Annotated in this window: 18 protein-coding genes; 5 read left to right on the top strand and 13 right to left on the bottom strand. The window is 67.9% G+C overall.

Annotated elements, in window-relative coordinates; genetic code table 11:
- Nucleotides 1-30: 30 nt before the first annotated feature.
- From ASD05_RS21695 to ASD05_RS30515, 7 genes are all read right to left on the bottom strand, one after another.
- Entirely contained in the window at nt 31-210 is a 180-nt protein-coding gene (locus tag ASD05_RS21695; RefSeq protein WP_056596986.1) for a Flp family type IVb pilin, read from the bottom strand.
- Between the two features lie 101 nt (nt 211-311).
- Nucleotides 312-521: a Flp family type IVb pilin gene (locus ASD05_RS21690; protein WP_056596984.1), complete on the bottom strand. Its 210-nt coding sequence runs from the start codon at nt 519-521 to the stop codon at nt 312-314.
- A gap of 140 nt (nt 522-661) precedes the next feature.
- On the bottom strand, nt 662-943 hold the full coding sequence (locus ASD05_RS21685; RefSeq protein ID WP_056596982.1) for a hypothetical protein: 282 nt from the start codon (nt 941-943) through the stop codon (nt 662-664).
- Nucleotides 944-954: 11 nt separating this feature from the next.
- Complete coding sequence (locus ASD05_RS21680) at nt 955-2,421, bottom strand: type II and III secretion system protein family protein (protein WP_414930062.1); 1,467 nt, start codon at nt 2,419-2,421, stop codon at nt 955-957.
- 73 nt (nt 2,422-2,494) lie between these two features.
- Entirely contained in the window at nt 2,495-3,346 is an 852-nt protein-coding gene (gene cpaB / locus ASD05_RS21675; RefSeq protein WP_056596978.1) for a Flp pilus assembly protein CpaB, read from the bottom strand.
- Between the two features lie 44 nt (nt 3,347-3,390).
- Nucleotides 3,391-3,975 carry a prepilin peptidase gene (locus ASD05_RS21670; protein WP_056596976.1) on the bottom strand — a complete coding sequence of 195 codons (585 nt, stop codon included), beginning with the start codon at nt 3,973-3,975 and terminating at the stop codon, nt 3,391-3,393.
- A gap of 16 nt (nt 3,976-3,991) precedes the next feature.
- On the bottom strand, nt 3,992-4,138 hold the full coding sequence (locus ASD05_RS30515; RefSeq protein WP_200955468.1) for a hypothetical protein: 147 nt from the start codon (nt 4,136-4,138) through the stop codon (nt 3,992-3,994).
- Between the two features lie 631 nt (nt 4,139-4,769).
- Here ASD05_RS30515 and ASD05_RS21665 point away from each other — a divergent pair.
- The 3 genes from ASD05_RS21665 (at nt 4,770) to ASD05_RS21655 (ending at nt 6,793) form a co-directional block, all read left to right on the top strand.
- Complete coding sequence (locus ASD05_RS21665) at nt 4,770-5,462, top strand: hypothetical protein (protein WP_056596975.1); 693 nt, start codon at nt 4,770-4,772, stop codon at nt 5,460-5,462.
- 79 nt (nt 5,463-5,541) lie between these two features.
- Entirely contained in the window at nt 5,542-6,450 is a 909-nt protein-coding gene (locus ASD05_RS31075) for a hypothetical protein (protein ID WP_056596974.1), read from the top strand.
- 16 nt (nt 6,451-6,466) lie between these two features.
- Nucleotides 6,467-6,793 (top strand): hypothetical protein, encoded by a 327-nt coding sequence (locus ASD05_RS21655; protein WP_056596973.1) that lies wholly within the window; start codon nt 6,467-6,469, stop codon nt 6,791-6,793.
- A 12-nt stretch (nt 6,794-6,805) separates the two neighbouring features.
- Here the strand turns inward: ASD05_RS21655 and ASD05_RS30815 are convergent, their stop codons facing one another.
- The 6 genes from ASD05_RS30815 to ASD05_RS21625 form a co-directional block, all read right to left on the bottom strand.
- Nucleotides 6,806-7,120, bottom strand: coding sequence for a hypothetical protein (locus tag ASD05_RS30815; RefSeq protein WP_056596971.1), 315 nt, complete (start codon nt 7,118-7,120; stop codon nt 6,806-6,808).
- A gap of 369 nt (nt 7,121-7,489) precedes the next feature.
- On the bottom strand, nt 7,490-10,117 hold the full coding sequence (locus ASD05_RS21645) for an AAA family ATPase (protein ID WP_056596969.1): 2,628 nt from the start codon (nt 10,115-10,117) through the stop codon (nt 7,490-7,492).
- The gene (locus tag ASD05_RS21640) at nt 10,114-11,253 is read right to left on the bottom strand and encodes a metallophosphoesterase family protein (protein WP_056596967.1); all 1,140 of its coding nucleotides are present in this window, start codon (nt 11,251-11,253) and stop codon (nt 10,114-10,116) included. Before ASD05_RS21640 ends, ASD05_RS21645 begins: the two co-directional genes overlap by 4 nt.
- A gap of 112 nt (nt 11,254-11,365) precedes the next feature.
- Nucleotides 11,366-11,548 carry a hypothetical protein gene (locus ASD05_RS21635; RefSeq protein ID WP_056596966.1) on the bottom strand — a complete coding sequence of 61 codons (183 nt, stop codon included), beginning with the start codon at nt 11,546-11,548 and terminating at the stop codon, nt 11,366-11,368.
- 103 nt (nt 11,549-11,651) lie between these two features.
- The gene (locus tag ASD05_RS21630; RefSeq protein WP_082572227.1) at nt 11,652-12,380 is read right to left on the bottom strand and encodes a peptidoglycan DD-metalloendopeptidase family protein; all 729 of its coding nucleotides are present in this window, start codon (nt 12,378-12,380) and stop codon (nt 11,652-11,654) included.
- Nucleotides 12,381-12,479: 99 nt separating this feature from the next.
- Nucleotides 12,480-13,277, bottom strand: coding sequence for a class I SAM-dependent methyltransferase (locus ASD05_RS21625; RefSeq protein ID WP_235508051.1), 798 nt, complete (start codon nt 13,275-13,277; stop codon nt 12,480-12,482).
- Between the two features lie 638 nt (nt 13,278-13,915).
- On the opposite strand from ASD05_RS21625, the gene ASD05_RS21620 reads away from it, so the two are divergent.
- Nucleotides 13,916-21,238: a type I polyketide synthase gene (locus ASD05_RS21620; RefSeq protein ID WP_056596963.1), complete on the top strand. Its 7,323-nt coding sequence runs from the start codon at nt 13,916-13,918 to the stop codon at nt 21,236-21,238.
- Complete coding sequence (locus ASD05_RS21615) at nt 21,235-26,229, top strand: non-ribosomal peptide synthetase (RefSeq protein ID WP_056596959.1); 4,995 nt, start codon at nt 21,235-21,237, stop codon at nt 26,227-26,229. The genes ASD05_RS21620 and ASD05_RS21615 overlap by 4 nt, the downstream gene beginning before the upstream one ends.
- Nucleotide 26,230: the final 1 nt, after the last annotated feature.

Raw genomic sequence — 26,230 nt, 5'->3', positions numbered from 1 at the left:
GCCCAATCCGCTCCCCTCCCCGAACGCCATTTAGACGCAGGGGCCCGGCCCGTTCAGGCACACGTTCAGGCGACTGATGAAGTTCGTGAAGGGCGCCCCGCTGGCGAGCAGCTGAAGCGCAATAACCAGCGCAATGGAAACGACGGCGATGATCAGCGCGTACTCCACGACCTGAGCACCGCTTTCGTCTTTCAGGAATTTCTTGAACATGGTAATGACCTCGATTCGTTGTACAAAAAGAGTGACGCGGAAGCGGATGAAAAGGTAGAGCGAAGCGAGTCGGAGGACCCGCTCCCCTCCTCGAACGCCACTTAGACGCAGGGCCCCGGCCCGTTCAGGCACACGTTGACGCGATTGATGAAGTTCGTGAAGGTGGCCCCTGTGGTGAGTGCCCTCAATGCGATGACCAGCGCGATGGAGACGACCGCGATGATCAGCGCGTACTCGACGACCTGTGCGCCCTCTTCCTCGAGCAAGAAACCGCGTGTCGATTGGCCGATGGCCTGGAGAAAGTTCTTCATGGTTCTTTCCTTTCAAGGTTTGAACAGTTGGAAATCAGGTTTGAAAAAATGACGTGATAGGGAAGAAATTTCATTGCGATTCGTGGTGCTCTCCTTTCCATGTAAAGACTCTGTGGAACAAATCCGCGAAAGGCAGCCTGTCACTTCCCCGAGCTACCAATGCCGCCGCCGATGTTGATGACATTGACCGCCGGTGGCGGCGCCTTGTACGACTCGTGGTACTGCACCATCGACTCCCTCGCCGAGCGGCCGTCCATGCCCGCGACCGGATTGCCGTCCCTGCCGGCATCGGGATTGATCGTCATCCTCTTTTTCGCGTCGCGCACCGCATCGCCAAAGCGCGCGTCGTAGTTGGGTGTGACGTGGGAGCATCCGGTGCCCAGGAGCAGCGTCAGCGCGAGAGTGGTCGACTTGATGAACATGGTGTTGCTCCTCACTGGATATCGGGGGCCGGTGCCGGGGTGGCGCTTTCGAGGCTGCCGTTCAGATAGACCTCCGCACGGCTGGGAACGACGTGGTTGTCGGTCGGCAGGCGGGGCGAATCGACCAGCGGCCGGACCATGCGGGGCGTGATCACGAACATCAGCTCGGTCTGGTCGTTCTGGAACTCGGTGCTGCGGAACAACGCCCCCATCACCGGCACTTCGCCCAATCCGGGATAGCGCTTGATGGACTCAGTGACGTTGCTCTTGATGAGCCCCGCGATCACGAAGCTCTGCCCGTCGTTGAGCTGCACGGTGGTGTCGGCGCGGCGCACCGTCAGCGACGGCAGCACGGCAGTCACGCCGCCGATGGTGGTGAAAGGCGAACCGGTTTGCGACAGGTCCGACACCTCCGAGACCATCTTGAGGTTGACGCGGCCGCCGTTGAGCACGGTCGGGGTGAACTTGACCCCGATCCCGAACTCCTTTTCTTCCAGCGTGATGTTGGTGCCGCTGCCGCTAGCGGAACTCTGCGCCACCGGAATGAAGATTTTCCCCCCCGACAGGAAGCTCGCCTGCTGGCCGCTGATGGCCATGATGTTGGGCTCCGCCAGGATGCGCACCAGGCCGTCGTCCTTCTGGCCGTCGAGGCCGATCGACGTGCGGCCGATCCTCAGCGCCTCGATCAGGCCGCCACCGCCGCTCAGGAAATTGGAGATCAGCGAATAGTTGTTGAGGCCGCCGTTGCCGGAGCGGTTCAAGTTGACGCGTCCGCCCAGCCTGTCCAGCAGGGTCTTGCTGATTTCGGCGATCTTCACTTCGAGCATGACCTGCTGCGGCGCCGTCACACGCAGCAGGTTCACAACCTTCTTGCCGTCGGCACCATAGGCCGACGCCAGGCTCATCACGTCGTCGAGCTTGAGCGCATCGCTGATCTCGCCAGTGAGCACGATGGATTTCTCCGCGCTGCGCACGCGGATGCGGCTTTCTTCCGGCATCAGCTCGGCCAACTTGGACTGCAGCGCTCCCGGATCGATGGTGACGAATACGTCCTTGATGTAGCAGGTGCCGTCGGCGCTCTGCAGCACGACGTTCATCGAGCCGGCCTGGCGGCCGCGGAAGAACAGGTCGGTCGGGCTCAGCAGCGTGACGTCGACATCGGCAACGCCGTCGCCGGCATTCGCAGCCGCGGCCGGTGCAGGCGGCGCCATGCCCGCCGGCATGGCAGCCGCAGCGGGCGCCCGGCTCGGAGGCTGCCCGCTGACCACGATGCGAACGACGCGCGCCTTCAGCGGAATGACCACCGACTTGCCTAGCACCGCCTGGGTAGGCTGGTCGTCCGGGATGATGGCGGTGCAGCGCCGGGTGGCGGGCGCGGCTGCGGCCGAGGCTGCTGCCGGTGCCGCGACGGCGGCTGTGGCGGCCGCGGCGGCGGCAGGCACCGCGAGTTCGGCAGAGATGGCGGGAGCCGCCATCATCGTGAGTGCCGCCAGCAACCAGGCGGGGGTGGGAGAGAGATATTGCACTTGGTGTTCCTCCTGGAGGTTTGAATCAGAAGCAGGTGAGAGAGCGAGCGGCGTTCTGGATCACTTCCACGCACTGGGACGCAGGCACCGCGACGGCGCCGGTGCGCACCACATGCGGCCGGGCCGGCGGCGTCGCCGCCACCGTGGTGGCGATCGGCAGGATTTCCTTCTCACCGAACAACTGGCCCTTGGTGATGCCGGCCGTTGCGACGGTGGTCTTGTCCATCTGGTTGCGCAGCACGAGCGACAGGGTTCCCACGCTGCGTGCCAGGTCGAGCTTTTCGGAATCCTCGAGCGAGAGCTCCAGCGTCACGGCGCTCACCACCTTCGGCTTGGTGTCGTCGCGATTGGCCTCCTGTGCGACCGCCAGCACCAGGACCTTCTCCAGCACGGTCTTGCTGATCTGGCTGTTCTGCTCGCCCTTGGCCTTGTCCTTGTCCTGCTGGGCGTTGACCATCACGTCGACGTAGTTGCCCGGCAGTGCGAAGCCGGCGACGCCGACCACGTCGTTGACGCGCACCGTCATGGCCCGCTTGCCGCTGGCGATCACCGCCGACAGCCCGCCCTGGGTACCCACCGGCGCCAACTTGCCCTCCATGATCGCTTCGCCGCGCAGCACGCCGACCTTCACCACGCGGTCGTTCAGTGCCTTGATGTCGCTGAACGAACCGCTCGGTATGGAGCCGGCGGGCCAGTCGACCGTGGAGAGCATCTGCGCGTTGACGCGGCTGCCCAGTTCGATGTCGACGGCGGCCACGACCACCTTGTTGGAGGCGATTCCGCCTTGCCGCGATATCCACCCGGTCGCATAGACCGCGGCGGCCAGCCCTGTGAGCAAGGCCAGAAAGATCAGCCCGAGCGCCTTGATGTTCTTCATGTGAACCTCGCGTTGGATGAGAAATTGGTGAATGAATGAAAGGGCTAGACGTAGCCCAGCTGGTGCGCAAGCACGTTGATCACCGTGCCCGCCGCAATGCAGATTCCGTAGGGCAGCTTCCCGACGGACTGCTCCGCCGGAACGTGCCCGCTGGGACGAATTCCCACGATGCTGGAGACCGCCATGCCCTGTGCCACAGCCTTGACATTGGCCAGCATGTGCCCGAGGCGGCGCCGATGGATCGCGAAGGCCAGGGCCACCACGCCGCCGGCGATGAAGGTACAGAGCACGGCCATCAGCGTCTGCTGGGGCCCGAGGAAGGCACCTGCCATCGCCATCAGCTTGACGTCGCCGGCGCCCATGATCCCGATCACGTAGAACGTCAGCATTGCGCCGAAGCCGACGGCCAGTCCGCCGAATGCGCTCAATGCGCCCACGGTGGGCGTGCGGGCCGCAAGCGTTCCGGCGATGAGCGCGAAGAGCGCGCCACCGAAGGTCAGCCAGTTGGGGATGCGGTAGAAGCGCCAGTCGCTGACGGCGGCCACGCCGAGCAGCGCGAATAGCACGAGCATGCGAACGTCGGTAGCCAGCATCGCCAGCAGTTCGAGGACGGCGTTGAATTCCTGCATGGTGGGCTCCGTGGTTTCAGGCGCTGCGCCGAATGGCGAGCCACAGGAGGAGGCACACAACCACCACGAGCGCACCGATCAGCGCGAACTCCATGAATGACATGCCTGCGTCTTCGCGCAGCAGGTTCATGAAGAGTCTCGGCGGCAGTGCGAGCGTTTGCATGTGTGTTCCCCGGTTGTCGTGACCGGCCTGAACTGTCTGTTTGCCCGGTATGGGCAGAAGCGTTCGGCCTGGGGATGACTTTAGGAATCACGCCGCCTTCGCACATGAGCGAAGCGCCCTTTCTTGGGGGAGTCAAGCGCCCTGCCCGTGCGGGGCGGGAGCATGACAAAACGCTCTGGTGCAGCGTGACAACCAGCCGATGGCCGGATGGCCAGTTGGCCGGAACTGGCGCCATTGGCTACCGTGTTGCGAAGGTTCAGCGAGCTCAGGGATGCCGCCGAGGGCGCGCCGAGCTCCTCCAGGCGTAGACACGGGAGACATCGACGGCGGGCAGCAGATTCGATTACTTCGCTTTCATCCGGTTTCCATCTACCTGACCGGTCGTCGAATGCCGTAATTTCCCCCGCGGCCACCGTATGGCGGCAGCATTTTTCCGCCCCACCGGCAAGGGACTCACCCATGCCTTTCGCCATAGCCTTGTGCTAACCAGCACAGGGCATTCTTCGTTGCTTCCCCGACGCTGAAACTGCACCCCGGTCGTCACGCATCCATTCCGTTCCGCGTCACCGACCGTCAGCTGATGGCCGGGTTCCGGCGATCAGGTTTGTTTCACACCATTCGAGGAAGCATCATGAAGAAGACTCTCATCGCCATCGCGGTAGTCCTGGTCGGCGGCGTCGCGTCGGCAACCGTCGGCAGCACCGCAATCGCAGCCACCTCCACGACGACCGGCTCCTCCAGCTCCGCCGGATCGGTCGCTGCCAGTTCCGGCACGGGAAGCGCACTGAGCTACAACTCGGCCACGTCCAGCTCGGCGGCCAATGCCAATGCTTCGGGCGGCGCATTCGCGGTTCCTGGCTTCGCCGTGGGCGGTGCGACGGCAGGCGGCTCGGCGACGACCACCGGTCGCGTGACCAGCGTGGCAGCAACAACCGGCAACGGCCTGGCCACGGGCGGTGCCAATGCCTCCGCCAACGCGACCTCGGCAGGCATGGCCAACTACTCCGCTGGCGGCGCCACGCACGTGAGCGGCAGCGCAGGCGGTGCAGCCTCTTCCACCACCAACAACACCGCAGCGACGGCAGCAGGCCCTGGCGGCGGGCTCGCCGTGGTAACCCGCACTTCCACCACGACCTCGGGCTACAACGCCTCGTCGGGCGCCATCAACGGCCCGATCAACGGCACGAGCACCTCGGCCACGGCCGGCTCCACCGGCGGCTCCTTCGGTGTCACCAACCTCGCCTTCGGCAATGCCGCCGGCTTCACCAACGGTGGCGGCACCAGCGGCACGGCTGGCGCGGGCGCAACCGCATCGGCTCCCTGAGCTTCGCGCAGACCGGTTGCTGAACCTGGAAATGGGGAGAGGCCCGTGCCTCTCCCCAGTCCTCAAAGGAGTCGAGAAAATGAAAAAACTGCTTTTCCTCGCGTTGCTGACCGTGTCCGCAGCGGCCGTTGCCCAGCAGACCAACACCAACACCGGTGCGAACAACGGATCTTCGAGCTCAGCCACGACATCGGCCCAGGGCAACAGCCAGTCGGTGACGTTCGCGAGTCCCGCGAGCGTGACCACCCAGTCGACGATGACCAGCAACCAGAACGTCAACAACACGGGTGCGACGACGAACACCGTCGATTACCGCGGCAGCTACACGATCAAGAACGTGCCGTCGGTCAACGGACCCAACCTGACGACGAGCAACGACACCTGCATGGGCAGCTCGAGCGCCAGCGCGAACGGCCCGGGCGTAGGGCTCAGTTTCGGCACCACCTGGACGGACGAGCACTGCAAGCGCCTGAAGATGAGCCGCGAGCTCTGGAACAAGGGCATGAAGGCGGCGTCGCTCGCCATGGATTGCATGGACCCGGCGGCCATGGCAGCGCTGGAAATGACCGGGACCAAGTGCCCGCAGTCAATGACAGCAGACGAGCGCGTGACGGCCTACGGGCCGCAGGCATCGGCAAGCGGGGCACCAGCCGCACCGCCGCGGCCGGTGGCTGTCGTGGCACCAGCACCCGCGCCGGCCCCGATGCCGGTGGCTTCACAGCCCGTGGCTGTCATTCCTCCAGCCGCCCCGGCAACGCTGCCCGCGCCCGTTGCGGAAGTCGCGCCTGCCCCGCAGCAACCGCAGCAGCAGCAAGCTGCGGCTGCGCCGGAAGAGTCCACCGCGGTGGTCACGATGCCCGTCGTCAGCGCCACGGTAACGCCGATCGAACCGGGCGAAGTGGCGTCCATCCGTGCCGCGTCGCTCATGCTGGACCAGCGGGTGGACGACATCGCGGCCGCACCGCGTCCGGCATCCGCCGCGCAATGACCGCACGGAGCGCCAAATGACCAGGACCGTACTCCTCCTCTGGCTGGCGGCCTGCTGCGCGGCAACTTCAGCGGCGGCCGCGGCCGTGCAGCCCACGCTGCGCGTCGAGCGGATGAATATGGGCAGCGGCCTGCAGAACGCACGGGGCACCGAGAACGCGCTGCCGGTCGGCTCCCTCGGCGTGTGGCACGTGCCGCAGTACCTGCCAGGCTTTCCCACGGCCGCGACCATCTGGCCGCGCGTGATCGTCATCCAGTGCACGGAGGACCTGTGCGCGGGCTACACGATCACGCCCGAACTGGGGCGCGGCGAATATCTGTTCTTCGTGCCGGCGAACAAGTAGCCGGGAGCGTATTCACTGCGTGCCGCCCTTTCCCAGGCCGGCGCGCAGTGATTGCGCCGTGGCGTCCGCCGCTTCGATTCGCCGTTGCAGTTCCTCGTTGACCACGCCCACCAGCGCCGCGAGTTCGGCCCGGCTCGGATAGACCTCCGGCGTATCGCTCACCCCTTGCTGGACGATGAGCTTTTCGAGGCACGCATACGCGCGCTGCATCGCCTGAAGGCCGCCGATGTCGTCGCACAGCTGCAGCGCGAGCAGCTCGGCGCTCTGTGAGGCGGAAGATTCGGAAGGGGAAGAGACGCGCGCGGATGCGCGAGCGGATGCAGCCATGAATGGCCTCCAAGGGTTTCGGTTTGCAGAAACCGACGCACCCGAGTCCAAGCGGAGGCGGCGGCTCGACGGGTTGGACTACCGGGAAACCACTTGCGTGAAACCGGCCGGGCTTGCGCCCGCCCATCGAGCCGCCAAAACTGGAAGCACGAACGACGAAGCCGCAGACCCTGCGGGGTGACTGCGGCTTGCGACGCAGTGGTTTCAACGGGAGTCCAATCCCGATCACGCCTCTTTTTGACGTGACCGGCGCAGTATAGCCACGCCCAAACGGGGCGGCGGCTCGACGAGTTGGACTACCGGGCAATCACTGTGGAAACCGGCCGGGCTCTCGCCCGCTCGTCGAGCCGCCAAAACTGGAAGACGGCTTCAGGGAATGCTTCGCGCCACCACGCCCAGATCGCGCCAGGCCTCGGGATGGCAGCTGAAGATCAGGATCTGGTGCCGCTGTGCCGCGTCGTACAGCACGCGCTTCATCTGCCGCAGGCGCTCTTCGTCGGTGTTCACCAGCGCGTCGTCAAGGATGAGCAGCGTCGGCTTGTTCGCTTCCTTCAGCAGGTCCGCGTAGGCCAGCCGGGCGACCACGCCCATTTGCTCGCGTGCGCCCACGCTGAGTTCCTCGAACTCGCCGCTCTGGGCGCCGCGCAGGCCCTGGCGCGTGATGCGGCCGGGCGAGAGATCGTCGCCGACTTCGATCTGCGCACCGGGAAAAAGAATCTGCAGATAGTGGTCGAGGTGCTTCTGCAGCGGCGCGCGCAGGCGCCGCGCCAGGGCCGAGCGCTTCTCGCGCAACAGCTTCAGAAGGTGGTCGAGCGCCCTCGCCCGGCGTTCGAGTTCGGTGCAGCGGCGCTTGGCGTGGTCGAGTTCGCGCTGCTTCTCCGAGGCGGCTTCTTCCTGGCCCATCGCGCCCTTGGTTTCCAGTTCGACTTCGAGCCGGGTGATTTCGTTGGCGCGCTGGCTGTGCGCGGCCTCGGCCTGCCTTGCGCTGCGCTCCAGCCGCTCCACGTCCTGCGCGAGCACCGGCAGGTTGACGGTCTGCAGCCGCTGGGCCAACTCCGCGAGCCTGTCCTGCATCGCCGACTGCTGCGCCAGCGCGTCGGTCAGCGCGCCGCCGGCTTCGGTCTTTCTGCCGGCGCGGGCGGGATCGCTCAAGGTGGCCTTGACGGCGGCGAGCTCGTCTTCGGCGGCCTTTACCTGTTCGCGTGCATTGCCCGCCGCGACTTTCGCGTCGTTGAGGCCGGCGACGGCCACCTCCAATGTGGCGCGCGCGGCGCCCTCCTCCGATTCGGCCGAAGGCACAGCGATGCCTGCAGCCGGCACGGATGGCATCGCCTGCAACACCTGCCGGGCTTCCGCGAGGCGGGCTTCGCGCGTCGCCACGTCGGCAGCGAGCGTGCCGAGTCCCTTGGGGGCCAGCGCCGCCAGCACGGCTTCAGCGGCACCGGCTTCGCCCTTGCGCAGAACCTGCTGCCGCGCGCGCTCCTCGACCGCCGCCACGCTTTCCGCGCGCAGGCCTTGCAGCAGCGCCGCGAGTTCGTCACGCGCGCGGTCGCGCTCGATGGCGAGGCTTTCCAGGTCGGTGCCGCCCGGCAGCACGCTGATGCGGCCCACGCCTTCGATCTCGATGTCGGTGCGGGCGATGACGGTCTGGCGCTTCGAGCCCGACAGTTCCACGCCGGCCACACGGACCTTGGCTGTGGGCTGCAGTTCGAACTCCAGGGCTGTTGCCACTGCATCGAGCTTCGTCTGAGCCGTGCGAAGCGCGTCCGCGCAATGCCGCAGGCGCTTGAGCTCGCCATCCGGCACCGCGAGCGCCTGCGCCTCAGCCTGAAGGCGCGTGACCTTTTCCTGCTCGGCCTTCGCCTTCTCGTGGCTCTGCGAAAGCGTGGCGAGCTGCTCGGCCAGGCTTTCGACGGTTTTCTCCTGCGCGATGCGTGAGGCAGCCTGTCGCGCCAGACGGAGGTTTTCACGTGCCTCGGCATCGGCCTTCGTCGCGGCCGCGTGGCGCGGCTCCCAGGCCTGCAGTTCGCCGAGCGCCTTGGCCAAGGCTTCCTGCGTCCTCTGCAGATTCGTCTCCCGCTGGGCGAGCGAGCCTTCCTCGCGCTCCATCGCCTGGAGCTGGGTGCGCCATGAATTCACCTGCGCGGCGATCTGCCTGAGCGCGGCCTCCTGCGCGGTCTTCTTCTCGTCCAGCCCCCGGGCTTCGTCGAGCCGCTGCTGCGCGACGACGAGCTGTTCCCGCAATACCGCCCACGGCCGCGCGGCTTCGTCGCGCTGGTGGTCGCGTCGTAGCGCGGAGAGGCGGTCGACGCCTGATTGGTACGACTCGATGTCGGCGTTCAGCCGTTCGAGATCGGCTTCGAGTTTTATGCGCAACTTGAGGGCTTCGTCGAAGGCGCCGCGCGGAACACCGGTGCTTTGTGTGAGCAGCTCGTTGCGCTCAACATCCACAGCCTTCAACACCGCATCGCCGTTGCTGGAGGCCAGTTCGCCCAGTGACTCACCAAGCGCGCTGCGTAGGTGATCGCTCGCAAAGCCCACTGATTCAGCTATGTCTTGCGATGTGCCCTGCTTGATCCACAGCAATCCTGGAATCCCCATGTGCTTTGGTGCACTGACGCCCTTTTCTGGGAAGCTAAAGCCAAGCAATGCCGCGAGATGATCTTCTGCTGCTGCGCCATCCATGTGCGCTCCATCGATCACCAGCTCGCAGCGTTTCTTCCCGAGGAAGCCTTTGGCGAGCCGGCATGGCTTTCCATCGAGTTCGAAATCAACTTCCACTGTTGGAGTTACCGAGCTCTCGCCCCAAGGCCGCAGATGACCAACCACGTTCGAGCGATGCCGCTCGAAGAAGGCGGCGCGTATCGCCTCCGCGACGGTCGATTTGCCCGACTCGTTGGGTGCGGCGAAAAGATTGAGCCCGTCCGTCAGGCCGTCGATTTCGAGCGGCGCGCGGAACAGCTTGAAGTTCTCGATGCGTAGACGCTGCAGCTTCATGCGCCGGCTCCCGCCTGCGAAGAACTGCCCTGCTGCGCGCCGAGGATTCGCGCCAGCGTGAGCAGTGCGTCTCGGGCCAGCTCGGCATCGGTGCCGCCCTGCTGCTCGCGCAATGCCTGCAGCGCCTCGCCGACGAAGCCATCGGCGTGCAGCGCCTGGATGTCGTCTTCGGTCGGCTCCAGCCGCAGCGCCTCGCCTTCCCACACCAGCGCGCGGGCGCGGGCACGCGCGGCGTCGAGGGCGTCGTTCAGCCGGTTGTGGCCGGCGAGGTCGCAGCTGCCCTGGGCGCGCAGCTGCAGCACGTCGCTGCTGCCGATCTGCTCCAGCTTCTGCACCAGCTCGTCGATGTCGGAAGCCACAGCGAGCCGTGGCTCCCACTGCTGCCAGTCGAACTGGCCGGTGCGGATGGGCTCGACCACCGGCACCGCGCCAACTCCGGCGATGCCGACCAGCAGCGCCTGGCCCGAATCGTTGGCCCTGAAGCGGTCGGTCTCGGGCGTGCCCGCGTACCAGGTGCGCTCGTCGATCTGCCGGGTGCCGTGCCAGTCGCCGAGCGCGAGGTAGTCGAGCCGTGCCTGCATCGCGCGGCCAGCGGCGATGGGGTTGGTCGAGTCGATGTCTTCCGAGAGGATGCCCTGCACGCTGCCATGCGCGAGGCCGATGCGGGGCAGGCCTTCTTCTTCGTCGGGCTCGGCGGTGGCGAACCACTCGGTGAGGTCGCCATAGGTGTGGCGCTGCGTGAGCGGCGCCGGCAGCAGCGTGAACTTGCCGGCCACGGTGTGCGGCTTGGGCTCCAGGCAGCAGACGACGTTCGGCGCGATGGCGCCCAGCCGCTGCGCCCTGCTCCAGACCGATTCGCTCAGCGCGGAGTCGTGGTTGCCCGGAATCAGCAGCCAGGGGCCGGCAAAGCCCTGCATGGCATTGAACATGCGGCGGATGGTCTTGTCGGACACGGTCTGCAGATCGAACACGTCGCCCGCGACCAGTACGGCGTCGACCTTGCGTTCGGCGGCGATGCCGGCCAGCAGCTCGACCGCCTTGAAGCGCGCCTCGAACAGCGCCGCGGCGTCGTCGGGTTCGAACTGCGAGAACACGCGGCCAATCTGCCAGTCCGCGGTGTGGAGCAAAGAAATCATGCGCGGCCCTCCCCTTGCCTCTCGCGTCTTCAGGTCATCTAAAAAACAGCGAGCATCTTAGAGGGGCCGGGGACGCGTCGAGCTTGGCGCGGCCCTCGCGGCAGGCGGACGGCTAGAACCTGGAGTCGATCGCCGACGCGCACTCTTCCAGCAGCGCGGCCGATTGGGTGACCTGTTCGGCAATCCGGGCACGCAGCGGCTGCCAGTCGAGACTGAAGGGGGCAAGAAGGAACCATTGCGTGGTCAGCGCCAGCGCGATGCCAAGAATGACGAACATCCAGTGCACGAGTTCCATAGCCGCTCCAGTACAGAGTGAGGGCGAGAGTCTGCGCATTCCGCCGGCGCCGCGATATCACCAATTCGGGGGATGCCTTTCGCCAGAGGCCGCGCCGCCGCGGTCACCTCGCAGGCAGGTACTGCCGCGGATCGACCGCATTGCCGCGGTGGCGGATCTCGAAGTGGAGCATCGCGCGCCCGCCGTCGGCGCCGCCGATCTCGGCGATCTTCTGGCCTCTTTGCACCTGCTGGCCCTGCTTCACCAGCATCGAGCGCACATTGGTATAGACCGACATGTAGGAGCCGCCGTGATCGACCATGAGCACGCTGCCGTAGCCGCGCAGCGTTTCGGTCACGGCCACCTTGCCCGCGCCGATGGACATCACCGGCTCGCCGAGGCTGCCGCCGATGTCGATGCCCTTGTTGCTGCTGCCGTTGAAGCCCGCGATCACCTGGCCCTGCGCGGGCCAACTCCAGTCGCTTCGCCGCGATGCGGGTGGTGCGGCCGGTTCCGGCTCCGGCACCGCGGCCCGGGGCGGCCTCGAACGCTCCGGGCGCTCGGCGCCTGCGCTCCTTGCGTGGGGCGGCTCGGACGACGCGCCGCCCGGCGGGACCACGCGCAGCACCTGCCCTGCCTCGAGCCGATCGGGGTCCTGCAGGTTGTTCCAGCGCGCAACCTCGCCCGGCGAACGCCCCGCCTTTGACGCAATGCGATAGAGCGTGTCGCCCGGCTGGACGACGTACTCGCCCGGTCCCGCCACCGGCGCCTTGGGTGAGGTGGAGCACGCTGCCACCATCAATGCCGCGGTCAGCGCAATGCCCGCGCGCCAGTTCCTTCCTGTCACAACCACTAGCGGATTCCTTCCTTGATGACCTGAATCTCGCGCTCCCCGGTGCTCCGGGGACCGCGTTCGAAGAATCCGGGAAGGCTACCAGCAGTCGCGGGGTGTTCAACCGGCCTCCGGTTCCTCCCCTGTCGTGCGCCTTGCGATGCACATCAACGACAGCGCGCTCGCAGGGGAAGCTGGGTCGCGGCCGGACAGCACGTTGCCCATGCGGTATTTCCATTGGGCCCGCCCGACCTTGCCGGCGAGCGCCTCGGCGCCTATCCGGTGGTTGTGCGGATGCACACGGACATCGAAGCCCAGCGGCCGCAGCGTGGATTCGAAGAACTCCTTCGTCACGCCGTCGCCGGGCCGGTGATGCACCTCGGTCTTCAGCCCCCACGACTGCTGGCTGCCGGTCTTGTGGAAACCGCGCCCTGTCATGCGGTAGACCCACAGCCGCGCGTCCCACAACAGCCTGGCCAGACCCTTGTAGTCCCATGCCGTCAGCTGGGGATCGTGATCGGTGATCAGGATGCCGTCAGGCTTCACCAGGCGGGCGCCCTCGCGCAGCACTGCCGTCATGTCGTCGCAGTGGTGCAGCGTGGCATTGATGGCCACGATGTCCGCCACGCGCGAGCGGAACGGCGTATGCGCCGCATCCGCCAGCACCGTGGTGTAGCCGAGGCCCGCGGCCAGCTCCAGCGAGCCCGGGGCCACGTCCACGCCGATGAGCAGCCGGGGTTTTCCGCCCAGCGTGGCGAAGACATTGCCAGGGCCGCAACCCAGGTCGATGACGACCTTGTCCGTCCACTCGCCCCCGGCGGCGAGCCAGCGGCTGCGGAAGTGGGCATCGCGGTGACAGAAATCCAGGTATTCCTGCGCCCAGGCCGCATTGCTGAAATATGTGGCATTGGCGGTCAATGCGTCTGAATTGTTCGGGAGAATTGATTTCCAATAGTGATCGCAAGGCGTCAGGGCAACGTCGGGCAATAGGATTTCGTAAAGCATTTTCGACCTTGGAAAGGATTGATTCGCGCGGAAGCGGGCGCTTCTTTCAGTCTTTTCAAATCCAAGGTTTTGTACAGTTATTTTTTATCCGGTTACAGAAGGGGCGAATTGATAACAGCCGCCGCCGGGAGGATGTTTCATTTTTCGACAGCAAAGACGCCCCATTTTTCGCATGACTACAGAGAGCGGACGCGAGACCAACCCGTTCGCGCCAGGCAGCCTCAGGCCAGGCGCTTTCCTCCGGAATTTCGGCATTTCTCCCCAGGAGTACCCCGCTTCAACCCCGCCTTTCGGCTTTCGAAAGTGCCTCGCGCACAAGCTTGCGTCCTCCAAATCCCGCATCAGTTACCTCAAACTGGATGATTCGGGTAGTACGTTTTAGAAATAACCTTGTCTGTTTGTAACCCAGGCCTAAAGTGCGCACATCGGCCCCGGGAAAGCTCCTAGGATGAAGTCACGAAAAGAACACAACAAATGCTCCCCCATTAATTGGGCAAATGGAATTTTCATTTGCCCAATTGTTCCCATTGTATTTCTTCTGGGATATTCAGATGGAAATTCGAAGTGTTTCGCAGCCGCAGGAAAGCTCTCCGGGCCTCGCCCTGGAAGACCTGTTCGTGCCGCGATGCAAGCCGGAAGGACCGGCCGGCGGCTGCACCGGTTCGCTGGCGCTCGAGCCCGGCTTTGCCCGGCGCTGGAGCCAATGGCTCGCCGCCACCGGCCAGCTGCCGGACGCCCTCTTCGCGGGCGCATGGCTGCTGCTGCAGTCGCGCTGGCTCGGAAGCCTCTGGCCCGTGCTGCACGAGGCTGGCGTTGCCCCGGCGCGCTGCTCGACCACCGTCGCGTTCGACGCCACCAAGGCCGCGGGTACCTGGCTGGCTGAACTGGACCTCGCCCGCCGCGCGGCGTCGCAATCACCGCAGCCCATTGCGCCACCGGACTCGCTCTGGCTGCGCGGAGAGGTCGACGCCGACGCCCCCGTGCGGCTGCGCTTCGACGCCGCTTCGGCATTGCTTCATATAGATGCAGCCACGGGCTCGATGGACGCCGCCGCAATCGAACAGCTGCTCGCTGCCCTTGCCGACACCGCCCAAGATCTGTTGGAGCGCCCCGATGCCGCCCTCGACGACATCCGCACGCTGCCGCGCACCGATCGCGCCGATCAGCTCGCAGCCTGGAACATCGCCCTCGCCCCGGTGGACCCGGCCACCACGGTAACCGGCGTGTTCAGCCGCCAGGCCGCGGCCACCCCCGATGCCATTGCCATCGCACAAGGCGATGCGCAAATGAGCTACGGCGAACTCGACCGGCGCTCCGACGAACTCGCGCGGCGCCTCCAGTGCCTGGGCGTTCGCAGCGGCGACGGCGTCGGCCTGCTGCTCGACCGCTCGATGGCTGCCATCGTGGCCCAGCTCGGCATCCTCAAGGCTGGCGGCGCCTATGTGCCGGTGCCCACCGATTTCCCGCCCGAGCGGATCGCCTACATGCTCGGCGAGGCGCGTGCGCACCACGTGCTCACCATGCAGGCGCACCACCACCTGGTCCCCCTCCACCACGGCGTTTTGCTGCTCGACGAATACGAAGACAACACAAATCGAAGTGCATGGAAACCACCGGCGATCGACGCCGAATCGGTGGCCTACGTCATGTACACCTCGGGCTCGACGGGCACGCCCAAGGGCATCGAGATCTGCCACCGCTCGATCCTGCGGCTCGTGGTGGGCGTGGACTACGTCGCGCTCGCTCCGGGCCGCGCCATGCTGCACGCGGCGCCGCTGGGCTTCGACGCGGCCACGCTCGAAATATGGGGTCCGCTGCTCAACGGCGGCTGCTGCGTGGTGCACGAAGAGCGCGTGCCCACGGGTGCCGGCCTCGCGCGCACCATCGCGCGCCACGACGTGCACACGGCATGGCTCACCGCCGCGCTGTTCAACGCCGTGATCGACGACGACCCAGCCCATCTCTCGGGCCTGCGGCACCTGTTCACCGGCGGCGAAGCGCTGTCGGTGCCGCACGTGCGGCGCGCGCTGGCCGCCCTGCCCGGCCTCGCGTTGAGCAACGGCTACGGCCCCACCGAGTGCACGACCTTCGCGGCCACGCATCGCATCGCGTTGCCGCTGCCGGAAGACCTGCGTTCGATTCCGCTCGGGCGTCCCATCAAGGACACCGTCCTGCGCGTGCTGAGCCCCTCGATGGCACTGCTGCCGACGGGCTTCGTGGGAGAGCTCTGCATCGGCGGCCAGGGCCTGGCCCGCGGCTACCTGGGGCAGCCCGCGCTCAATGCCGAACGCTTCGTGCCCGACCCCTTCGGCGGTGCGGACGAGCGGCTCTACCGCACCGGCGACCTCGCGCGCTGGCTGCCCGACGGCACCGTAGAGTTCATCGGACGTCGCGACGGCCAGGTGAAGATCCACGGCCACCGCATCGAGACCGGCGAGGTCGAGGCCGCGATCCTCGCCCACCCGGACATCCAGTCCTGCGCCGTGGTCGCGCGGCCCGACGGCAGCGGCCAGCTGCGCCTTGTGGCCTATCTCGTCGCGCGCTCGCAGAAGGTTTCGTGGGATGCGCTGCGTGCGCACCTCGCGGCCCGCCTGCCCGCGGCGCTGATTCCTGCCGCCCAGGTATGGCTCGCGCAATTGCCCGTCACGCCGAATGGCAAGCTCGACCGCAGGGCGCTGCCCGAGCCGGCCGGTGAACGCCCCGAACTCGCCCAGCCCTTCGAAGAGGCGCGCGACACCGTCGAACAGCAGGTGTGCGAGGCCTTCGCCCGCGCGCTGCGCATCTCGAAGGTCGGGCGCAACGACAACTTCTTCGACCTCGGCGGCGATTCGCTGCTGGTGCTGCAGGTGCTCGCCGACCTGCAGCGCGGCACCGGCCTGCCGTTGTCGACCAACCTTTTTTTCCGCAATCCCACGCCAAAAGCGATGGGTGCGCGGATGCAGCAGGTGGGTGATCTGCCCGCCTCGGCCGCTGTGGTCGTCTCGGAGGATCGACCGACCACAGCGGCCACCCTTGCAGCGCGGCCGGACGCCGGCATTCACGACGCCATCGCCCTGGTCGCCACCGCCGGACGCTTTCCCGGCGCGGCCGACGTCGAGCAGTTCTGGGACAACCTCGTTGCCGGGCGCGACACCATCAGCTTCTTCGACGACGCCACGCTCGACGCCGGCGTGAGCGAGGCCCTGCGCAGCGACCCGTCCTACGTTCGCGCACGCGGCGTGATCGACGGCATCGAGGACTTCGACGCTGCCTTCTTCGGTATCAGCCCGAAGGAAGCACAGCTTATGGACCCGCAGCAGCGCGTGTTCCTCGAGATCTGCTGGGAATGCCTGGAGCGCGCCGGCTACGTGCCCGATGCCGCGCCGGGCCCGGTCGGCGTGTATGCCGGCATGTACAACGCGACCTACTTCCAGCGCCATGTGAGCACGCGGCCCGACCTCGTGGAGCCGGTCGGCGAGTTCCAGGTGATGCTGGCCAACGAGAAGGACTACATCACCACGCGGGTGGCGAACCGGCTCAACCTCACAGGTCCGGCCGTCAGCGTGCATACCGCCTGCTCGACCTCGCTGGTGGCCGTGGCCCACGCCTTCCATGCGCTGCGCACGGGCCAGTGCTACATGGCGCTCGCCGGCGGCGCCTCGGTCACCTGCCCGCCGCGCAGCGGCTATCTCTACAACGAGGGCTCGATGCTCTCGCCCGATGGCCGCACGCGCAGCTTCGACGCGCAGGCGCGTGGCACGGTCTTCAGCGACGGCGCGGCCGTGGTGCTGCTCAAGCGGCTGGCCGACGCGCAGGCCGATGGCGACACCATCTACGCCGTGCTGCGCAGCGCTTGCGTGAACAACGACGGCGGCTCCAAGGCCAGCTTCACGGCGCCCAGCGTCGACGGGCAGGCGGCGGTGATTCGAGCCGCGCTCGCGGCGGCCGACGTCGATGCACGCAGCATCTCTTACGTGGAGGCTCACGGCACCGCCACGCCGATGGGCGACCCGATCGAGGTCGAGGCGCTGGCCTGTGCCTATGCCGAGCACACCGACGCGTTCGGCTACTGCACGCTCGGCTCGCTCAAGAGCAACGTCGGCCACATGGTCACGGCGGCCGGTGCGGCCGGCCTCATCAAGACGGCGCTGGCGCTGCATCACGAACAGATTCCGCCGACCGTGCATTTCAGCGCGCCAAACCCGGCGATCGACTTCGCACGCACCCCCTTCCACGTCACGGCGAGCCTGCAGCCGTGGCCGCGTGCCGACCAGCCGCGCCGCGCGGGCGTCAGTTCCTTCGGCGTCGGCGGCACCAACGCGCACGTCATCGTCGAAGAAGCGCCACCGCGGCAGGCCTCGCCGGCGGCGACAGGCGACCACGTGCTGCCGCTGTCGGCGCGCTCCGAGGCCGCGCTCGACACGGCCACCGAGCAGCTCGCGGCGCACCTCGAGGCGCACCCCGAACTGTCGCTGGCCGACGTGGCCCATACCCTCGCGGTCGGCCGCAAGGCTCACACCTTCCGCCGCGCGGTGGTGGCCAGCGGAACGGCCGAAGCCATCGCGGCCCTGCGCAGCGCCGATTCGCCCAGCCGCGCCAGCGGCCGCACCGCCTCGCGTGCACCGCAGCTCGTGCTGATGTTCCCCGGGCAGGGCGCGCAGTACGCAGGCATGGGCAAGAACCTCCGCGCGAACGACCCGGTGTTCGCCGCCGCGTTCGACGACTGCATGGCCGCTTTCGACGGCGCGACCGATTTCGACCTGCGCGAGCGCATGTTCTTCGGCGACGCGCAGTCGCTGGTGCCCACGGCCGTCACGCAGCCCGCGATCTTCACGCTCGAATACGCGCTCGCGCGGCGGCTGCTGGCGCTGGGCGCTCGGCCGCATGCGCTGATCGGCCATAGCGTCGGCGAATTCGTCGCGGCCGTGCTCGCGGGCGTGATGCGACTCGAAGACGCCGCCCGGCTCGTGGCCCGCCGCGGCGCGCTCATGCAGGCCCAGCCAGCGGGCGCGATGCTGTCGGTGCGCCTGGGCGCGGCCGAACTGGCCGGCCGGCTCGGCCCGCAGCTGTCGCTCGCCGCCGAGAACGGCCCCACGGCCTGCGTCGCCGCCGGCCCCTTCGACGCCATCGCGGCGCTGCAGGCGGCGCTGGAAGCAGACGGCATTCCGGCCCGCCCGCTGCAGACCTCGCACGCCTTCCACTCCGCCATGATGGACGCGGCTGTCGCGCCCTTCGAGGCACTGGTCGGCAAGGTGGCGCTGCGTGCGCCGCAGACGCCGATCTACTCGACGCTGACCGGCCAGCCGCTCGAAGACACCGAAGCCACCAGCCCGGCCTACTGGGCCCGGCATCTGCGCGAAACCGTGCGCTTCTCGCCGGCCGTGCGCTGCGCGATGGCGCAGACGGCAAACCCGCTGTTCGTGGAAGCCGGCCCGCGCAACATGCTCTCCACGCTGGTGCGCCAGCACGGCGCGAGCAGCGTCGTGCCGCTGCTGCACGGCGAGCCGGCCGACGAGGCTCGCACTCTGCGGCTGGCGCTGGGCCGCCTGTGGACCTGCGGCGCCGAGGTCGAGCTGTCGCGCCTCGCTGCACGCAACGGCGCCCAGCGCGTGTGCCTGCCCACCACGCCGTTCGAGCGCAAGCGCTTCTGGGTCGACATCGCCGTTCCCACCCTTCTCCCCCTTTCCACCGCGACCGCATCCGTCAGCGCTGCCGTCGCGGCCCCTGCCTCTTTCATTCCATCCATTCCCCTGGAGCCGATCGTGACCGCAGCAGCAACGCCCTCGCCTCTTCCCCCTCCCGCCTCGTCCATGGACGCACGCCTGCGCACCCTGTTCGAGGACATCTCCGGCCTCGACATGGCACAGGCGGAGGGACACGCGCCCTTCGGCGAGCTGGGCCTGGATTCGCTCACGTTGACCCAGGCGGCCACGCAGATCAAGAAGCACTTCAAGGTCAACCTCAGCTTCCGCCAGCTGATGGAGAAATACCGCTGCTTCGACTCGCTCTCGGCTTTCCTGCGCGAGAGCCTGCCGCCCGAGGCAGCGCCTGCGCCGGCCGTTGCACCCGCCGTCGTGGCAGCGCCGGTGGAAAGTGCCGTTGCCGTGCCGCAGGCCGCGCCGCGCCAGCCGATGCCCGTATACATGCCGATGCAAGGCGGTGCCGCGGGCGACGCACAGCTGTCGCAGCTGATTGCGCAGCAGATGGAACTGATGCGCCAGCAGCTCGCACTGCTGTCGGGTGCGGCGCCGGCCGCGCCGCTGATGACGCTGCAGGCCGTGCCGGTCCAGCCGGTGGCTGCAGTTCCGTCCGAGGAGCCCGCGCAGAAAGAGCCGGTGCGCTACGACGTGTCCAAGGCCTTCGGCGCCATCGCGCGCATCCACACCCAGCGCATGGCCGAACCCAGCGGCCGCCAGAAGGCACGCCTCGCCGCCTTCATCCGGCGCTATGTCGAGCGCACGCGCAAGAGCAAGGAGTTCACCGCCGCCAACCGCCCGCACATGGCCGACCCGCGCGTGGTCAACGGCTTCCGCCCGATCACGAAGGAGATCACCTACCAGATCGTCATCGAGCGCTCCAAGGGCTCGAAGATGTGGGACCTCGACGGCAACGAATACGTCGACGCGCTCAACGGCTTCGGCATGAACATGTTCGGCTGGCAGCCCGACTTCGTGCAGGAGGCCGTGCGCAGGCAGCTCGACCAGGGCTACGAGATCGGCCCGCAGCATCCGCTGGCGGCCGAGGTCACGGCGCTCATCTGCGAGCTCACGGGCAGCGACCGCGCCGCCCTGTGCAACACCGGCTCCGAAGCCGTGATGGCCGCGCTGCGCATCGCGCGCACCGTCACCGGCCGCAGCACGGTGGTAGTGTTCACCGGCTCCTACCATGGCACCTTCGACGAGGTGCTGGTGCGCGCCGGCAAGGGCGGCAAGGGCCTGTCGGCCGCGCCGGGCGTGATGAGCGGCATGTTCGGCGACATCCGCGTGCTCGACTACGGCACGCCCGAGGCGCTGGCGTTCATCCGCGAGAACGCCGACGACCTCGCCGCCGTGCTGGCCGAGCCGGTGCAGAGCCGCCGCCCCGACTTCCAGCCGCGCGAGTTCCTGCGCGAGGTGCGCGACATCACCGCGAAGAGCGGCTGCTGCCTGATCTTCGACGAGGTCATCACCGGTTTTCGCACCGCGCTGGGCGGTGCCCAGGAGCTGTTCGGCGTGCGCGCCGACCTTGCCACCTACGGCAAGGTGATCGGCGGGGGCTTCCCGGTCGGCGTGATCGCCGGCAAGCGCGAGTTCATGGACGCGCTCGACGGCGGCGCCTGGCAGTACGGCGACGACTCGATCCCTGGCGTCGGCGTGACCTACTTCGCCGGCACCTTCGTGCGCCATCCGCTCGCACTCGCCGCGGCCAAGGCCTCGCTCACCCACCTGAAGGAAGCCGGCCCCGCGCTGCAGGCCGGACTCAACGGCAGCACCGCCGCCATGGCCGCCGAGCTTTCGAGCTGGTGCAAGGAAGTCGGCGCGCCTGTCGAGATCCGCCACTTCGCGTCGCTGTGGCGCGTGAGCTGGCTCGAGGACCACCCGCTGCAGGACCTGCTGTTCGCAATGATGCGCAGCCGCGGCGTGCACATCCTGGACAACTTCCCGTGCTTCCTCACGAGCGCGCACAGCGCCGAGGACATCGCATTCATCCAGAACGCATTCAAGGAATCGGTCGCAGAGATGCAGGAGTCCGGGTTCCTGCCGCGCCGCGCCGTGGCCGTCGCCGGCTTCGACGCGCACAAGCCGACCGAGGAAGGCTCGGTGCTGGCCCGCGACATCGACGGCCAGCCCTTCTGGTACGTGCCCGGCGCGCCCACCCCCAGCCAGCACATCTTCAATGGAAAGGCCGCAGCATGAACGCCGTTTTCAAGCCCACCGTCAGCGACGGTGCCATCGAATGCATCATTCCCACGACGGAATCGCAACGCGAAGTCTGGCTCGGCGCAACCCTCAGCACCGAGGCCTCGATGGCCTACAACGAATCGGTCCTGCTGCGCCTGCGCGGCGCGCTGGACGAGGAGGCCCTGGCGCGTGCCATGGACCGGCTGCTCGAACGCCACCAGGCGTTGCGCGCCACGATCTCGCCGGACGGCACCTGCATGCTGGTCAGCCATCCAAGCGGGAACGTCCTGACCCGGCAAGACCTGAGCGGACTCGAGCCTGAAGCCCGTGCGCAGGCACTGCGCTCGGCCCATGGCCAGGCGGTGTGCACGCCCTTCTCGCTCGAACATGGCCCGCTGTTCCGCGCCGTTCTGTACCGCCTCGGCAATGCCGAGCACGAACTCGTGATGTCGGCGCACCACGTGGTCTGCGACGGCTGGTCCTGGGGAGTCATCACCGAGCAGCTGGGCCACCTCTATGCCGAGCAGAGCGGCACCGGGCTGAAGCTCAGGGCGGCACCGCTCTTCTCCGACTTCGCCGCCGAGGAGGCCGCCACGGCCGCGCATCCCGACATGCAGGCGCACGTGGACTACTGGCTCGGGCGCTTCCCCGGCAGCATGCAGCCGGTGCTCGACCTGCCGCTGGACCGTCCGCGCCCGGCCGCACGCACCTTCAATTCGCGCCGCACAGAGCACCTGCTCGACAAGCGCCTCGTCAGCGCCCTGCGCGTGACGAGCACCAAGGCCGGTGCCAGCTTGTTCACCGGCCTGCTCAGTGGCTTCGTCGCGACGCTGCATCGCCTCACGGGCCAGGAAGACATCGTCGTGGGCGTGCCGGCGTCGGGCCAGCTCGCGCACGACATGCCCGGGCTGGTCGGCCATTGCGTGAACCTGCTGCCGCTGCGCATCGCCACGCATGCCGGCATGCGCTTCGACGCGCTAATGGACGAATGCAACACCGCCGTGCTCGACGCCTTCGACCACCAGGCGCTTACCTATGGCGCGCTGCTGGGCCAGTTGTCGCTCGAGCGCGACCCGAGCCGGCTGCCGCTGGTGAGCGTGGCGTTCAACGTCGACCCCGACGTGGCGAGCAGCGCCGAGGCGTTCACGAGCCTCGACGTGGCGCAGGACACCATCCCCCGCCGCTACGAGAACTTCGAACTGTTCCTGAACCTGCGCCCGCTCGATGGCGGCCTGATGGTGGAGGCGCAGTACAACACCGACCTGTTCGACGACGTCAGCGTGCAGCGCTGGCTGGACATGTTCGAGTGCGTGCTGCAGTCGGGCTCGCACAAGCCGGACGAAACGGTCAGCCGGCTCGAAGTGCTGTCCGTCGGCGCCGCGCGTTCGCTGATCGAGCTGCAGCCCGCGCGCGTTCCGCTGGTCGGCATGCCGCTGGCGCATGCCGGCTTTGTCGCGCGCGTGCCTCGGCAGCCCGATCGCCCGGCGGTGCGCGACGGCGCGCGAAGCTGCAGCTACGGCGAACTCGATGCGCTGTCGAACCGCATGGCGCGTGCATTGCACGCGCGCGGCGTGGGCCGCGGCCAGCGCGTGGGGCTGTGCCTGGAGCGCAGCCTGGAAATGGTCGTCGCGATGCTGGGCATCCTGAAGGCGGGCGCATCCTACGTGCCGCTCGATCCGGCTTTTCCGCATGCGCGGCTCGACCACTACGCCAGCGACGCCCGGCTCAGCCTGATGCTGACCACGTCGGACATCGCCGCGACGCCTCGCGACTGGTGTGCCGACGCGGGCCAGCGGATCTTCGAGATCGACCGCGACACCGCATGGCGGCAGCTGTCCGGCGAAACCCTGCCGCCGAGCATGGACGACCCGGGGCCCGAAGACGCCTCGTATGTGATCTACACCTCCGGCTCGACCGGCTTGCCCAAGGGCGTCATTGCCCATCACCGGGGCGTGGCACACCTGCTGCAGTGGATGCAGCGCGAATCGGGCATCGGCCCGGCCGACCGGATCGCCGCCGTCACCACCCTGTCGTTCGACATGGCCGTGCCCGACCTGCTGCTGCCGCTGGCGGCGGGCGCAGAGCTGGTGATCGTGCAACGCGACGTCGCGATGGACGGCAACCGCCTGTCCCAGACGCTCGACCAGGAGCAGATCACGCTCCTGCAGGCCACGCCCGGCATGTGGCAGCTCCTGCTGGATGCCCAGTGGGCCGGCGGCTCCCCCGGCTTTCGCGGCTGGACCGGTGGCGAGGCGCTGCGTCCGAGCATGGCGCTGGCGCTTTGCGAACGCATGGAAGGCCTGTGGAACGGCTATGGGCCGACCGAGACCACGGTGTACTCCACGGCCTGGCACGTTCGCCCCGAAGAGATCGCGTCGCGCGGCGTGTCGATCGGCAGGCCGGTCGACAACACCGAGATATGGATCCTCGATGCCGAACTGCAGCCCTGCCCCATCGGCGTGCCGGGCGAGATCTGCATCGCCGGCGAAGGCGTCTCGCTGGGCTACCTCGACCGTCCGGAGCTGACCGCCGAGCGCTTCGTCACGGTGCGCATCTTCGGCACCGCGAAGAGGGTGTACCGCTCGGGCGACCGCGGCCGCTGGCGCAACGACGGGCTGCTCGACCACCTTGGCCGGCTCGACTTCCAGGTCAAGGTGCGCGGCTACCGCATCGAGCCCGGCGAGATCGAGGTGCGCTGCTGCGAGGTTGCGGGCGTCTCCCGCAGCGTGGTCGTGGCGCGCGAGGACAACCCCGGCGACGTGCGCCTGGTGGCCTACCTCGCGCTGATGCCGGGCGCCGGCTTCGACCTCGATGCGCTCATGGTGCACCTGCGCAAGCACCTGCCGGCCTTCATGCTGCCGCAGCACGTGGTGACGCTCGATGCCCTGCCCACGCTGGCCAACGGCAAGATCGACCGCGTCTCGCTGCCGCCGCCGCAGGCGGCCGCGCGCGAGGAGGTGCGGCGCGGCGCCGGCCCGCGCAACGACCACGAGCGCAAGGTGCTCGCGATCATGGAGAAGGTGCTGAGCTTGCCGGGCCTCGACATGCACGACAACTTCTTCAGCGTGGGCGGCCATTCGCTGCTGGCCGCGCGGCTCACCACGCTGCTGAGCCGCGAGTTCCAGGTCACGCTGCCGCTGCGCTCGCTGTTCGAGTCGCCCACGGCCGAGAAGCTGGCCGCGGCCATCCAGGGCCTGCAGGGCGCGGGCGTCGGGCTGCAGGCTCCCATTGCATGCCGCCCGGAGCGCCGCAGCGCCCCGCTGACGCTTTCGCAGGAGCGCATCCGCTTCATGGAGCAGCTGCACCCGGGCCGCTCGGTCTACAACGCGCCTTCGGCGCAGCGGCTGATCGGGCAGCTCGATGCAACGCGCTTCGAAGGCGTGCTGCGCGAGGTGATCCGGCGCCAGCCCTCGCTGCGCACCCGCATGGACATCGACCAGCAAAGCGGCAAGCCGGTGCAGCTGATCGCGGAGTCCGTGGAGTTCGCCCTGCCGCTGGTCGACCTGCGCGGCCTGCCGGCCGACCAGCGCGAGGCCGAGCTGGCCGAGCGCATGCAGGAGCTGGCGGACCGGCCGATCGACATCCACAGCGCGCCGATGATGCACGCGACCCTGTTCCAGATCGACGACAACGAGCACGTCTTCATGTTCGTGCCGCACCACCTGATCTGGGACGGCTGGTCCTTCGACCTGATGCAGCGCGAACTGGCCGCGCTCTACGACGCCGCCGAGCGCGGCCGTCCGCACAACCTGCCCGCGCTCGCCACCACCCACGGCGACTATGCCGAGTGGCTGGAGAAGTGGATGACCGAGCCCGCCTGCGAGGAACAGCTCGCGTTCTGGCGCGGCCGGCTCGAAGGCGCGAAGGCCGTACGGCCGCCCGTGACCGACATGCCGCGCCGCGCGGGCAAGAGCGGCCAGGGCGGCGCGCACTGGATCAGCATCGACCTGCAAAGCACGCAGCGGCTGCGCGAGATCGCGCGCGACATGGACGTGACGCTCAGCATGCTGACCTTCGGCGTCTACGCGCTGACCATGGCCCAGGTGACCGGCAACGACGCCATCGTCATCGCCAACCCGGTGCGCGGCCGCCAGCAGGCCGAGACGGAAGACGTCATGGGCTACTTCAACAACGTGCTGCCGGTTTCGCTCGCGGTGGACATGGCGCTGCCGCTGCCCAGCTTCATGCAGTACGTGAAGCAGGAGCTGCTGTCGATGATGAACAACCAGCAGGTGCCGTTCGAGCGCCTGATGGCCGAGCCGGGCTATGCGGGGCAGATCAAGACCTCCGGCCCTTACCAATCGATGTTCTCGTTCCAGGACGCGCGCGAGCGCTCGCGCTCCATCGGCAGCCTGCAGACCCGCCAGATGCACGTGATGCAGCATGGCGCCACCGACGACATCGGCGTGTGGCTGATGGACAAGCCGCACGGCCTGGAAGGCGCGCTGATCTACAACGCCGACGTGTACCTGCGCGAGACCGGCGCCCAGATGCGCGAGCGCTACCTCGAGGTGCTGCGCCGCGTTGCGGACCACCCGAGCGCCACGCTCGCGGAGATCGCCAACACCGAAGGCTCGGCCAGCGCGCTCTACCTGCGCAAGCTGGCCACCCGCGACACGGACAAGGGCGTGCCGGCCGGCGCCGCCAACGGCGACGAGCGCAAGGCCAGGCAGGGCCTGCTCAGCCCCGAGCACGCGCAGCTCGCCCAGATCTGGGCCGGCGTGATCGGCATCGACGTGAGCGAGATCCGCGCCAGCGACAACTTCTTCGACCTCGGCGGCGATTCGCTGCTGGTGCTGCGCGCCGTGCAGCAGGCGGCACAGACGCTGGGGCACCGCGTGGAGCCGCGGCGCTACCTGTTCGAGAACCTCGGGCAGATCGCCTCGTCGGCGCAGGCCGCGCCGCAGGGCGTGCCGTCCGACCTCGCGGAACTGGCCGCCGACACGGCCGCACACGCGCAGCGCGGCTTGTTGGGCGCCCTCGGCAGCTGGCTGCGCAAGGGGTGAT

Origin of the sequence: Variovorax sp. Root434, assembly GCF_001426595.1 — a bacterium.
Taxonomy (GTDB): Bacteria; Pseudomonadota; Gammaproteobacteria; order Burkholderiales; family Burkholderiaceae_C; genus Variovorax.
Note: the sequence above shows the minus strand (reverse complement) of the source record. Positions and strands in the feature narration are given on the sequence as shown.